Origin of the sequence: Xylanibacter ruminicola, assembly GCF_900142525.1 — a bacterium.
Classification (GTDB): domain Bacteria; phylum Bacteroidota; class Bacteroidia; order Bacteroidales; family Bacteroidaceae; genus Prevotella; species Prevotella ruminicola_A.
This window is the reverse complement of record NZ_FRBD01000018.1, coordinates 72,739-85,694: the sequence shown is the minus strand read 5'-3', so window position 1 is coordinate 85,694 and position 12,956 is coordinate 72,739. Positions and strand designations below refer to the sequence as shown.

Genomic DNA, 12,956 nt, shown 5'->3' with positions numbered 1-12,956 from the left:
TTTCTTTTACTATTTTGGTGCAAAGATACAAACTATTTCTTAATAATAGCTTTTTTGCTCCAACTTTTTTATTTTAACTTAAGATTTTTCCAAGTGTTTTGTAGTGATGGGGCTACAATAACGGTTGGCGTTTGCATCTTTCCATTCTTTACGAACGACTCTCTTCCTACTTCGTCTATTAAATAATCTCCGAGCTCTCCCAATGTAACTTCTCCTTTGCTATCTTGTAGTTTCTTTAGAAGATAGTATGTAAACATACCATGTTGCATGTCTTTGTATGGATAAGCTGTTTCATCTCCTTGAGCTGCGGAGAACACAATAATGTTTCCTTTTGGGGTAGCAGATTTTGTTTTAATAGCCACACCACGCGCTGATGTAAGCATACCTTCTTCTCGTTTTGAACCACTAAAACATGCATCTAAGAAGATCGTTACTGATTGTGCTTCTACACTACCAAGTTTTTCATATAGCTCATTTAGAGCATAAGCAGACCCAGGATCATTACCAATTCCATCTACAGGCAAAAGAAATGCAGACATATCTGATTCATTTGGAATGCCATGACCAGCATAATATACTATTGCTTTCCCTTTACCTCGACATACTTTCATAGCTTGAATTAGCCAATTTGTAGCAATGCGTATATCATTATAGGTGGCATTCTCAATATATTTTATTTGTTCATTTGGAACACCAAGGGTTTTTTCTACGTATTTGCAAAAGACTTTAGCATCGTTGTCTGCATATGGTACTACTACTTCATTCTTGTATTTTTCGTTACCAATGATTATTGCAAATACATTTTTTTGTATATTATTAGTTGTTGGTATATTATTATCAATTTCATTATCGTTAGGATGGCCTGGAATCATTTTTGCAAGCTCTTCGTCTTCACTTAGATAATTGGGATTCAATGCCAAACATTCTTTTAGTATTTCCTTTGCGTTAGTTAGGTTGCCTTGCCATACATATATTTTCGCTCTTTCGCCGTAAATAGTAGCTTGTTCTTTTGGAATTACATTTGATAGCCTTTCAAGAGCTAAGTCTGAATATTGTAATGCTTTTATGTAATCCTTGTCTCGCTTAGCATATAATATTGCAAGATTGCTATATGCCTGAGGCATAGTTGGGTCTTTTTCTATAGCTTTATTGAACCATATTTCTGCTTCTTTATAGTTTTTCTTTGAGCCATCACCATCGTAATAGTACCAGCCAATGTTGTTCATTGCGTTTGCATTCCCTTGGTCTGCTGCTTTTGTAAACCATTCTAGAGCCTTTACATTGTCTTTTTTGACTCCTTCGCCATGGTAGTACATGTATCCTACATTTGATTGGGCATATGGATAGCCTTGTTCTGCAGATTTTATATACCATTCATATGCTTTTGCAAAGTCTTTAGGAATACCATTCCCCAAGTAATAGAGATCACCAAGATTACATTGTGATAATGCATCTTCCTGTGTTGCTCCTTTGACGCTCCACTCATAGGCCTTATTAAAATCTTGTGTGGTACCGTAGCCATATAAATAGTAGTATCCAATAACTCCTTGTGAATATGCACATCCTTGTTCTGCTGCTTTTGTGTGCCATTCAAGTGCTTTCGAATAATCTTGTTTTACACCATATCCCCCATCGTATAATTCTCCTAATCTCCATTGGGCTTCTTTGTTTCCTTGTTTTGCTGATTTACTTATATACTCATACGCTTTTGTATAGTCTTGATCTATTCCCAATCCACGAGCGTACATATCGCCTAAGCTACATAGTGCGTCCAGTTGTCCGTGTTCTGAAGCTTTGTGATACCATTCAAAAGCTTTAAAATAATCCATTGCTACACCATAACCATGTTCGTACATTACCCCCAACATCCATTCTGAATTTTTGTCGTTTTTATTAGCGGCCATTAGAAAAAAAGATAATGCTTTTTTGTATTCACCTTTCTGATAGTAGCTATATCCTGTGTCGTAATTATCGGACGACATGTTAATTTGGGCCATTGTCTTTGCAGATATCAAAAACAGTATAACCCATATTGAAATCTTAGAATAATCAATTATTGCCTTTACCTGTTTCATGACTATATTATTAATATATGTTTGGCTTCTTTGGAAATAGTAGTATTTTTTTTGCAAATATATATATATATTACCAACTATCCAAATAATAATATAAAAAATATAGGATTGATTATATTATTTGGCTGTTGAAAATGAAAAATGGCAGAAATTTATTCTTCCTGCCATTTTTTGTGATTATGTTAACTCCAAATATAGTTTTTTGTAGAGCCCTGTTTCGGTGCGGTCGATGAAGCCGTCTTTGTACCAGCGTTCTATCATCTTCTCGGCGGTGCGTTGGGGTACACCTAGGATTACTTGAAGGGTTAGGTTGCTGAACTCATCGGGTAGGGCGCTGTAGCGTAGGCGCATCAATTTTGTGTGGCGCTTCTGGATGGGAGCACTGATGCATTGGGCTTGTTGCATAAAGTAATAATCCCAATAGCGGGCGAAGTAATGGCGCTGGCACCAGAACTGGATGTCCATTGCCAAACGACATAAGCGCAAGTCTGTATCGTCGATCGAGAGTGTGCCCTTCTGTTGCCACTCATCCCAATGGCGCATCATGATGAATGGTACGCTAACAGCTATGCCATAATAAGGTACACGTTTGAGCAAAAGCGCATCTGTCTTCGACTGATCTTCTTCAGCATCTTTCATGCGATCAGCAGCCCAATCGTAACAACAATCAACCAGTTGTTTGATGGGCAACTCGCCATGAACCTTGTCCAAACGCTCTGCCCACATTCTCATGGTCTTATACTCCTCTGGCTCAACACCCGCTTCTTTTGGCTCTTCGCGCTTAAGCATCTCGAAGTGAGTGGTTGGCATGGGGATGGCTGCAAGGCGGGTGGAGAATCCATTGCCAATGTTTTGAGCGTTGACTTTGGTTTTCAATGCATTGGGTGTGCCTGTATACACAAAGTTCCAGAATACGTTGAAGTTGCAAAGCTCAGAATCGTAGTTGGCATAGAATTGTCCGTCTTCCTCGTTATGGAATGCCTTTAGCTCCAGATAAGTCTTGTTGTTCCATGCTTCACCCTGCTGGCGGATGGCATTGTCGAGTTCTGTGTCGAACGATAGCATGTGGAGATGCATCTCCTTGCCATCAACCATCTCTGTGGCATGTATCATGTCCTCGATAAACACCTTGTTTGATGTGCGGGCAGGGTGGGTACGGATAAGCACTTTGGGTTTCTGTGGACCATCGCCCTTCTGACCATTGTCCATCCACTCCTTACGCTTGCGACGATAGCGATTCTCAGCATTCTCGCCCTCCTTGGATACTTTGCGGATTGGTTCAGCCAAAAGTTCATAGAGTGTTGATACGAACGACTTGCCTGAACCTGGATCGCCAATGATGAAAATGCTGTAGTTAAGTCGACGCAACTCTCGTGGGCGATGGTAGAAACGGTAGGTGCATCGAGTCATCAATGTGCCTAAGAAGGCCGCTCCAGCAAACATGGCTGCTGGGTAGGCGCCCGTTTTTAATCCTCTACAAATCTCACGCAGGCATGGATAGAACTCCATGAGCTCCTCTATCTCTTGTCCCGCAGCTATCATCTGTCGCTCGATAATCGGGCGATTTGAATTATTGGTTTCTTCTGTCATAGTTGTTGTTATATTGAAAACAGGTGCAAAGGTAATAAAAACAATCGAAACCACCAAGGGTGTAACGCTGATACATACGACAGGAAGGAGAAAAAGTTTGGTCACTATGGAATAGGAATTAGTTGTTATGAATTATATATATTATAATATATATAATTTTATATATAATATTATATAATTATAAATATCTCTACGACCAAACTTTTTCTGCTTCCTGTCGTATGTTACTGTGTTACAGCGTGAGTTTGAACGAGAACCCACTTCGTAGGCAACGAAACGTAATTTCGTGGCCCTTGAAGTGGGGGAGCGTTGGGAGATAGTACGGTAGAATCTATGAGATTGTGCCGTAGAATCTTGTAGATTCTGGAGGGGAAATAATTATTTTATATAATGTACGCGCGATGGGGGAATGATTAAATAGTGTTAAGGAAATGAAGATTTTTGAATAAAAGCTTGGAGGGTATTGATAATTATTCTACTTTTGCAGTGTACTATTAAGGTAGTACACTATAACAGAGCGATTCTTAAGCTCTAAAACCAATAGAATGTCAACATATAAAAAATACTATTATGATCGAAGTAAACAACATCAGTTTTAAGTACGCAGGTCAGAAGAACCTGGTATTCGATGATTTCAGTCTGGAACTGAAACAGGACAACATTTATGGTCTGCTGGGTAAGAACGGTACGGGTAAGTCGACTCTGCTTTATCTGATAGCAGGATTGTTGCGCCCCAAGAAGGGTACTGTAAGCTTTGATGGCATTGAGACAAAGCTCCGCAAGCCTGAAACTCTCCAGGATATCTTTATCGTTCCTGAGGAGTTCGACTTGCCTGCCATGACTCTCGATGAGTATGTTAAAATCAATCGCCCTTTCTATCCTCTCTTCAGCACTACCGTACTTGAGGGTTGCCTGAAGGACTTCGAACTGACTAGCGACGTGAAGCTGAACGCCCTGTCGATGGGACAGAAGAAGAAGGTGTTTATGGCATTTGCTCTGGCTACTAACACTAAGGTGCTGCTGATGGATGAGCCTACTAACGGACTCGATATTCCATCGAAGAGTCAGTTCCGCAAGGTGGTTACTCAGTATATGACGGGCGATCGCACCCTGATTATCTCTACCCATCAGGTGCACGATGTTGAGCAGCTGCTGGATCATATCCTGATTCTGAGTCCACAGAAGCTGTTGCTCAATGCTAGTGTGGCTGAGATTACTGAAAAGTACACCTTTGAGTATCGCACACCTGACAATATGGAGGATGCTCTCTATGCAGAGCCATCGCTTCAGGGTAATGCTGTGATTGCTCCACGCAAGGAGGGCTATGCTGAGACTCAGGTTAACCTGGAACTGCTGTTCAACGCTGTAAACGAGGGGAAAATCTGAAGATTAAACATTAAAGATTAAACATTACATGTTATGATACAGTTTAATTTGTGCAGATTTGGAAAACTGGTGAAGTGGATGCTTCAGGGCGATAAGCGATACCTGATAAAGTCGTTCCTTCAGGTGCTGGTTGTAATGTTGCTGATATTCATCTTCTTTACAATACTTATAAATACTACTGGAGATGATCCTCATGGATATAAGTCGTGTGGCATAGCTGCATTTGCCATGGTGGTAGTTAATCTTGTGCTGGGTCCGGCTTTGATGTTCTACAGCATGGAGGGTAAGCACGATATGCAGGCACTCATGTTGCTTCCTGCCTCTAACTTCGAAAAGTATCTGGTACGCCATCTTAATTGGATACTTACACTGATTCTTGCTACTCTTGCTTTTTTTGCAGCAGATGTGCTTCAGTATCTGATTCATCTGGTGTTGGGTCACGACTATGTCAGGTTTGTGGGTTCGGTAATAGTAAATGATATGATTGGTCCTATAGCCAGCTCAAGATACGCTTCTGAGGCTTTTCGCCCACGCTTTATTGCCAGCATGACAGTACTTGTTATATGGTTTCAGTCGCTCTATGCTATTGGTGCCACTTTGATCCGTACCCGTAAGTTCAGTTGGGTTTTCACCACGGTGTTTATCATCTTGTTGGGCTTCCTGGTGTATAAGATTCAGGGATATGTTGAGGCTATTCAGCTGAACGATCACTCTTCTGCTGGTGATTATGCCATTGGCTTTGGATTCTATCTGGTTTGGGCGATGATTAACTATTGCTTGTCATACAGATTCTTCTGCAGAACACAGGTTATCAGTAAATTTGTAAATTTCTAAAAGTAGGAAAGTGTTATGAATAGTTTCGATATAAAAAGATTTGGGCAGACGCTCCGTTGGGTGCTCAGTGTTAACTTCCGCCTGATGCTGTTGTGGTTTACGGGTTCTATATTGGCTGTATTCCTGGGCGAAATGCTGTTTCAGGCCATGAATGGTCATACTGCTCCGCTTTATTTCATTCAGAATATCTCTCAGTTCCAGACAATGCTCTTGATGCTGGTTTCGCTGATTATGATCAGCTCGGTTGTTGCCCGTATCAACGAAAAGCGTAAGCGCGAAGCGTTTATGATGCTGCCATCTTCGAATCTGGAGAAATATCTCTCGCTGGTGGTTTATTCTACGCTTATCTGTATTGCTGTGGCATTTCTGAGTATTGTCTTGGGCGATTCGATCCGCATGGCTTGGTACTGGATAAGTGGATATACAGGCCCAGAAGGAAATGTGATGCTTACATCAGAAGATGGGGTGACTTACTACTGGTGGTCGTCATCTATCCCAACGATGCTGAAGAATATGGCACCAGTCATTGTATATGATGGTTTTGCAGATTATCCCCTTGAATTTGCACTAGTACAATCTCTCTTCATCTATGGAGGCATGTTGTGGATTCACTCTATCTATACGCTTGGTGGAACATTGCTTCGCAAGTATTCGTTCGTAGGAACAACTATGTTTGTGATACTTCTCATTACAATCGTCGTAAGAACTGCCATGACATTCCAGCTGACTTTGTTCCATTCTCGCTGGAATAATGGTGAACTTCTGGGATACGAGATTGGTATCATAGGCTGGATTCTGGCCGTTGCATTCCCCTTACTCTCTGTAGTTAATTATTGGGCATCGTTCCATATCTTTAAAGCATTTCAGTTAATAACTAATAAGTGGTTTAATTATGACTTTCACAAATGAAAAACCGATTTACATCCAGATGGCCGATCGCCTTTGCGACGAGATCCTTTCTGGTGTGTATAAAGATGACGATAGAATTCCAAGTGTGCGCGAGTATGCTGTGCTGCTCGAGGTGAACACTAATACCGCAGTGAAAGCTTACGAACAGTTGGCACGCGAGGAGGTGATATACAATAAGCGCGGTCTGGGCTACTTTGTTACTCCAGGAGCCAAGAAGCAGATACTGAAGGCACGCAAGCAGGAGTTTATGAAGGAGCGCCTGCCAGAACTCTTCCGCCAGATGAGGCTACTGGATATCACAATAGAGGATATCACCTCTGAATGGGCAAAAACTGCATAAGCATATTATAGTTTTGTAACGTCAAACGTCTGAAAGGTAAAAAAGAAAAATAGATTTATGATACACTTAAAAGACATCAACAAAACCTACCAAGGTGCCCAGCCGCTCCATGTGCTGAAGGGTATCTCACTCGACATTGAGAGGGGAGAATTCGTCAGCATCATGGGGGCATCGGGCTCCGGTAAGTCAACACTGCTCAACATCTTAGGTATCTTGGACAACTACGACTCAGGCACCTACGAGTTGGCAGGAGTGCCCATCTGGAATCTCTCAGAGCGCAAGGCTGCTGAGTATCGCAACAAGATGATAGGTTTTATTTTCCAATCGTTTAATCTCATCTCTTTCAAAACAGCCGTGGAAAACGTTGAGTTGCCATTATTCTATCAGGGGGTATCTCGCCGCAAGCGCCATCAGATGGCACTTGATTATCTAGACAGGCTAGGATTACTAGACTGGGCCGAGCACTACCCAAATGAACTGTCGGGAGGACAGAAGCAACGCGTGGCAATAGCCAGAGCACTCATCACCCGTCCACAGATTATTCTGGCCGATGAGCCTACAGGAGCATTGGACTCGAAGACATCTGTGGAGGTGATGCAGCTGCTGAAAAAGCTGAACCAGGAGGATGGCATGACCATCGTGGTGGTAACTCACGAGAGCGGAGTGGCGAACGAGACCAATAAGATAGTACACATCAAGGATGGCATCATCGGACAGATAGAAGAAAATCTGAACCACAATGCAAGCCCATTCGGAATCAACGGTATGATGAAGTAATAGAGATACTATGCACGATATTTTAACAGAAATATGGCAGACAGCGCGACGGAATAAACTCCGTACTACGCTCACAGGATTTGCTGTGGCGTGGGGTATCTTTATGATCATTGTGCTGCTAGGTGCTGGTAACGGACTCATCAACGCAACGATGAAGATGAACGGCGACTTCCTGACCAACTCGATGGAGGTATATGGAAGTAGAACCTCTAAACCCTATAATGGCTTGAAGGAAGGCAGAGATATCCAGCTGAACAAGAAGGATATGGAAGCCACTGAAACAGAGTTCACTGAAAATATCGATAAAGTGGGAGCCTGCTACTACGTAAGTCGTACCGTTTCCAATGGCGAGAATTTCAAGAACATCCAGATAGCTGGTGTATATCCTATTCATACTCAGATAGTGAAAGAACATATGCTGTGTGGCCGATTTATTAATGATATCGACCAGAATGAACGTCGCAAAGTGCTAGTACTAAGCGATCAGCAGGCTAAGGAACTGGAACCTAAGGACTACAAAACCTTGTTGGGTAAGTTTGTGAAGGTAGGCAATCTTTCGTTCAAAGTGGTGGGTATCTACAAGAGTCGTGGCGAAGGTTATGGTAATGCCTATTCGGCTTACTCGGCTATCAAAAGCATCTATGGTGCCAATATCCCCAGTTTGGGAAATATTGAGTTTACCTTTCACGGCCTGAATACACAGGATGCTAACGATAAATTCGAGAAAGACTATCGTCGCCGACTGAATGGAATACATCAGGCTCATCCTGAAGATAACCGTGCCATATGGATACTAAACAACTACACACAGAGCATGCAGATGAATGATGGTATCACCATCATCCACACATTCCTCTGGGTTATCGGACTCTTTACATTGCTTTCTGGTATCGTGGGCGTATCGAACATTATGCTGATTACCGTTAAGGAGCGCACCCACGAGTTTGGTATCCGCAAGGCTATCGGAGCCAAACCATGGAGCATTCTGCGACTGATAATTATAGAGAGTGTTATCATTACCACCTTGTTTGGCTATGTAGGAATGTTGTGTGGTATTGCTGCTAATGAGTATATGGACGCAACTCTTGGCCATGAGGTTACCGACCTTGGTGTTGAGAAGATAACCCTGTTTGTTGACCCAACCGTAGGACTGGATGTATGTTTCGAGGCTACAATGGTGATGGTGATAGCAGGTACTATTGCAGGACTTATTCCTGCCTTTAAAGCAAGTAGAATCCGCCCCATCGAGGCATTAAGAGCTGAATGATTATGAGAATAGATATAGATTCATACAGAGAAATCATCGATACGCTGACGCGTAATAAGTCGCGCTCGTTCCTTACTGGGTTCGGTGTGTTCTGGGGCGTATTTATGCTCGTAGCACTGATGGGAGGCGGACAAGGCGTGAAGGAGAAACTGTACAGCAACTTCGATGGCTTTGCACAGAATACCGTTATAGTTGGAGCCGAACAAACCTCGAAACCCTATAAAGGATTCCGTAAAGGGCGTAGCTGGTATATGGATTATAAAGATGTGGAGCGCCTTAAGCAGCAGGTGCCAGAATTGGATGCTGTGGCCCCCATCGTGATGGGACGCGGTTCAACGGCCTATTATGGCGACCAGAAAACCACACCCAATATGCAGGGTGCTGTGCCAGAGATGGTAAATATCATAACACCAAAGATATACTACGGACGTTTTATCAATGATATGGATGTTCGTGATCAGCGAAAGGTGTGTGTGATAGGAAAGAAGATTTATAAAGACCTTTTTAAGGAGGGTGGCGACCCTTGCGGAAAGAAGATCAGAGTAGATTCTACCTATTACGAGGTGGTGGGCGTAGACTATAGCTCGGGCAATATCTCAATTGGAGGTCGCTCAGAAGAGCGAATCACCATTCCTATCACGATGATGAGGGCTGCTTTTAATCGTGGTAATGCCATTGATATTATTGCTGCTACTGGTCGCTCAGGTGTGTTGATGAGCAAGATAACCCCTCGTATCCGAGAGACTGTAGCCAGAGCTCACTACATCGACCCTACTGATGAACAAGGTGTGTTTGTGTTTAATACCGAGCTAATGTTCCAGATGATCAATAATCTGTTTAAGGGCGTGAATGTGCTCATCTGGCTGGTTGGTCTTGGAACTCTGTTGGCTGGTGCCATTGGTGTATCGAACATTATGATGGTAACCGTTAAGGAACGCACCACTGAGATAGGTATCCGTCGTGCTATAGGTGCTACACCAAAGATGATACTTTCGCAGATAATCAGTGAGAGTATAGTGCTAACGCTGGTAGCGGGTATGAGTGGTATTATGTTTGCCGTTATGATACTGCAAATGCTCGAAATGGCCAATACGGAAGACGGTATCGTGAATATCCACTTCCAGGTAGGCTTCTGGGCAGCTATCTTCTGTGCCTTCGTGGTTAGTTCGCTTGGCGTGCTGGCTGGTCTGGCCCCAGCAGCAAGAGCTATGAGCATTAAACCTGTAGACGCTATGCGAGATGAATAATAATTAAGAATGAAAAATTAAAAAACAACGATATGAAAAAGTATGGAAAACTGATTATCGCCGCAATTATCGCGCTGATTTTCATCGGAACATTCGTGTTCCTGTGGGCTAAGAGCCAACCCAAAGAAGTGGTTTACAATGAGTTTACTCCTCAGCAGGACAGTATCCAGAAAACCACTATCATCACAGGTAAGATTGAACCCCGTAACGAGGTAAACATCAAACCTCAAATCTCTGGTATTATCTCTGAACTGCTGAAGGAACCAGGCGACTATGTGAATGCTGGCGACGTGATTGCGAAGGTAAAGGTTATACCAGATATGGCTCAGCTGTCGAGTGCTGAGATGCGTGTACGTCTGGCTGAAATTAACCTGAAGCAGGCTCAGACAGATTTCCAGCGCGAGGAGAACCTGTTTAATCAGAAATTGGTTTCTGCAGATGAGTTCGACAAGACCAAGGTGGCCCTTGCTCAAGCCAAGCACGAGAAGGTGGCTGCACAAGATGCACTTGAAGTAGTGCGCGATGGTGTGTCGAAGTCGAATGCAAAAGCATCTTCTACCCTCATTCGTTCAACTATCAGTGGTGTTATCCTTGATATTCCTGTAAAAGTGGGTAATTCGGTTATTCTCTCTAACACCTTCAACGATGGTACTACTATAGCTACCGTGGCAAATATGAACGATCTGATTTTCCGTGGTAATATCGACGAGACCGAGGTTGGTCAGCTGGTTGGCGGTATGAACATGAAGATTACTATCGGTGCCCTACAAGACCTGAAGTTTGATGCCGCTTTGGAGTACATCTCGCCAAAGGCTGTAGAGAGTAATGGTTCCAACCAGTTTGAAATTAAGGCAGCCGTAAAGCTTACTGAGGGCGGCAAAATACGTGCTGGCTATAGTGCTAATGCAGAAATCGTGCTGGCAAGAGCTGATAATGTGCTCAGCATACCTGAGAGTGCCATCGAGTTTAGTGGCGACAGCACCTTTGTATATGTTATCAAGGGCAGTGGCAAGAATAAGACCTATGAGCGTACTGCAGTTACCACTGGTCTCTCTAACGGTGTGAATATCGAGATTAAGAAGGGTATCACTGCCAAGGATAAGGTTCGTGGCCCTGAGATTGTTGCTGATGATAAAGACAATAAGTAAGCGATGAAAACGAAATTATTCCTAGCATCACTAGTAATACTAGTTCCTCTAGATATTCTAGCCCAAGAGAGACAATGGTCTCTCCGCGAGTGTTGCGACTATGCCGTAGAACATAATATTGGCATCAAGCAGCAGCAGAATCAGTGTCGCCAGCAGGAGCTTCAGCTCTCAACATCGAAGAACTCACGTCTTCCGGATTTGAGTGCGAGTGTAAATCAGAACTTCTCGTTTGGTCGTGGTTTGACTATGGATAATACCTACACCAATACCAATACGAGCAATACATCGCTTTCACTTGGTACAAGTGTGCCCTTGTTTACAGGTTTCCAGATTCCGAACCAGATTAAGCTCGACCAGCTTAACATCGATGCAGCAACAGCTGATCTGGAGAAGGCAAAGGACGATATACGTATGGAAGTGGCCAAAGCTTATGTACAGATTCTATATGATATGGAGCTTGCTGATGTGGCTCATCGCCAGATAGCGATCGACTCTGCGCAAGTGGCTCGTCTTCAGGCCTTCGTAAATAATGGTAAGGCTAGTGAGGCTGAACTCTCTCAGCAGAAGGCTACTCTTGCTAATAGCAAGCTGACTGCCACTCAGGCTGATAATAACAAGCGATTGGCTATTCTTACTCTGACTCAGCTGTTGGAGCTTCCTACTCCTGATGGTTTCTCAATAGTTCGCCCAAGCCTTGATGAGTTGGATAAGCTGGTTAGTATTGACCGTCTTGTAACGCCTGATCAGATTTATGCTGAGGCTTTAGGTATTAAGCCAGAGATCGTTTCTCAGCAGCTAAAGCTTAAGGGTACTGCTTATAGTATCAAGATAGCCCAAGCTGCAAACTACCCAACACTCTCGTTTAGTGCTGGTATGGGTACAAACTATTACACCACTTCTGGTTTCAAGGCCGATAAATTTGGCAAGCAGTTGGAGAATAACTTTAGTCAGTATATTGGATTGAATCTGAGTGTGCCTATCTTTAATCGTTTCTCTACTCGCAATAACATCCGTAATGCTCGAATCCAGCAGGAAAATCAGCAGTTGCAATTAGACAATACGAAGAAATCATTATATAAGGAGATTCAGCAAGTGTATTATAATGCACAAAATGCTGTGAGCAAGACTCAGAGTTCTGCTGAGGCTGTTCAGAGTTCAAAGGATGCCTTCGAACTGATGCAGGCCAAATACGAGAATGGTAAGGCTAATATCACAGAATTTAACGAGGCAAAGAACAATTATCTTAAATCGGAGTCAGATTTTGTTCAAGCTCGTTACGAGAACCTTTACCAACATGCCCTGTTAGAGTTCTATCGAGGCAAGGAGTTGAACTTCTAAGGCTTAACTCTTTAAAAGTAAAACAAGTTGTTTTATACTCGTAAA

The 12,956-nt window shown here is 42.9% G+C and carries 11 protein-coding genes; 9 read left to right on the top strand and 2 right to left on the bottom strand.

What is annotated here, in order from left to right:
- Nucleotides 1-68: 68 nt before the first annotated feature.
- Both BUB86_RS12240 and BUB86_RS12235 read right to left on the bottom strand, forming a co-directional pair.
- Nucleotides 69-2,075, bottom strand: coding sequence for a caspase family protein (locus tag BUB86_RS12240; RefSeq protein ID WP_139261597.1), 2,007 nt, complete (start codon nt 2,073-2,075; stop codon nt 69-71).
- Between the two features lie 177 nt (nt 2,076-2,252).
- Entirely contained in the window at nt 2,253-3,665 is a 1,413-nt protein-coding gene (locus tag BUB86_RS12235; RefSeq protein WP_073209920.1) for a DUF3987 domain-containing protein, read from the bottom strand.
- A gap of 570 nt (nt 3,666-4,235) precedes the next feature.
- Between BUB86_RS12235 and BUB86_RS12230 the strand changes: the two genes are divergently transcribed.
- Genes BUB86_RS12230 through BUB86_RS12190 form a run of 9 tightly spaced genes read left to right on the top strand, consistent with a single transcriptional unit; the run spans nt 4,236 to nt 12,911 of the window.
- Entirely contained in the window at nt 4,236-5,051 is an 816-nt protein-coding gene (locus tag BUB86_RS12230) for an ATP-binding cassette domain-containing protein (RefSeq protein ID WP_073209918.1), read from the top strand.
- 33 nt (nt 5,052-5,084) lie between these two features.
- Nucleotides 5,085-5,885, top strand: coding sequence for a hypothetical protein (locus BUB86_RS12225; RefSeq protein WP_073209916.1), 801 nt, complete (start codon nt 5,085-5,087; stop codon nt 5,883-5,885).
- A gap of 15 nt (nt 5,886-5,900) precedes the next feature.
- Nucleotides 5,901-6,794: a hypothetical protein gene (locus BUB86_RS12220; protein WP_073209914.1), complete on the top strand. Its 894-nt coding sequence runs from the start codon at nt 5,901-5,903 to the stop codon at nt 6,792-6,794.
- Nucleotides 6,778-7,134: a GntR family transcriptional regulator gene (locus BUB86_RS12215; protein WP_073209912.1), complete on the top strand. Its 357-nt coding sequence runs from the start codon at nt 6,778-6,780 to the stop codon at nt 7,132-7,134. The genes BUB86_RS12220 and BUB86_RS12215 overlap by 17 nt, the downstream gene beginning before the upstream one ends.
- A 57-nt stretch (nt 7,135-7,191) precedes the next feature.
- Complete coding sequence (locus BUB86_RS12210) at nt 7,192-7,911, top strand: ABC transporter ATP-binding protein (protein WP_073209910.1); 720 nt, start codon at nt 7,192-7,194, stop codon at nt 7,909-7,911.
- 10 nt (nt 7,912-7,921) lie between these two features.
- Nucleotides 7,922-9,178, top strand: a complete 1,257-nt coding sequence (locus tag BUB86_RS12205) for an ABC transporter permease (protein ID WP_073209908.1) — start codon at nt 7,922-7,924, stop codon at nt 9,176-9,178.
- A 2-nt stretch (nt 9,179-9,180) separates the two neighbouring features.
- Entirely contained in the window at nt 9,181-10,425 is a 1,245-nt protein-coding gene (locus BUB86_RS12200; RefSeq protein WP_073209984.1) for an ABC transporter permease, read from the top strand.
- A 32-nt stretch (nt 10,426-10,457) separates the two neighbouring features.
- The gene (locus BUB86_RS12195; protein ID WP_073209906.1) at nt 10,458-11,573 is read left to right on the top strand and encodes an efflux RND transporter periplasmic adaptor subunit; all 1,116 of its coding nucleotides are present in this window, start codon (nt 10,458-10,460) and stop codon (nt 11,571-11,573) included.
- Nucleotides 11,574-11,576: 3 nt separating this feature from the next.
- On the top strand, nt 11,577-12,911 hold the full coding sequence (locus tag BUB86_RS12190) for a TolC family protein (protein WP_073209904.1): 1,335 nt from the start codon (nt 11,577-11,579) through the stop codon (nt 12,909-12,911).
- Nucleotides 12,912-12,956 lie beyond the last annotated feature (45 nt).

Coding starts and splice junctions, on each gene's coding strand:
- BUB86_RS12240 (WP_139261597.1), bottom strand. CDS start 2,075: ATGAAACAGGTAAAGGCAATAATTGATTATTCTAAGATTTCAATATGG.
- BUB86_RS12235 (WP_073209920.1), bottom strand. CDS start 3,665: ATGACAGAAGAAACCAATAATTCAAATCGCCCGATTATCGAGCGACAG.
- BUB86_RS12230 (WP_073209918.1), top strand. CDS start 4,236: ATGATCGAAGTAAACAACATCAGTTTTAAGTACGCAGGTCAGAAGAAC.
- BUB86_RS12225 (WP_073209916.1), top strand. CDS start 5,085: ATGATACAGTTTAATTTGTGCAGATTTGGAAAACTGGTGAAGTGGATG.
- BUB86_RS12220 (WP_073209914.1), top strand. CDS start 5,901: ATGAATAGTTTCGATATAAAAAGATTTGGGCAGACGCTCCGTTGGGTG.
- BUB86_RS12215 (WP_073209912.1), top strand. CDS start 6,778: ATGACTTTCACAAATGAAAAACCGATTTACATCCAGATGGCCGATCGC.
- BUB86_RS12210 (WP_073209910.1), top strand. CDS start 7,192: ATGATACACTTAAAAGACATCAACAAAACCTACCAAGGTGCCCAGCCG.
- BUB86_RS12205 (WP_073209908.1), top strand. CDS start 7,922: ATGCACGATATTTTAACAGAAATATGGCAGACAGCGCGACGGAATAAA.
- BUB86_RS12200 (WP_073209984.1), top strand. CDS start 9,181: ATGAGAATAGATATAGATTCATACAGAGAAATCATCGATACGCTGACG.
- BUB86_RS12195 (WP_073209906.1), top strand. CDS start 10,458: ATGAAAAAGTATGGAAAACTGATTATCGCCGCAATTATCGCGCTGATT.
- BUB86_RS12190 (WP_073209904.1), top strand. CDS start 11,577: ATGAAAACGAAATTATTCCTAGCATCACTAGTAATACTAGTTCCTCTA.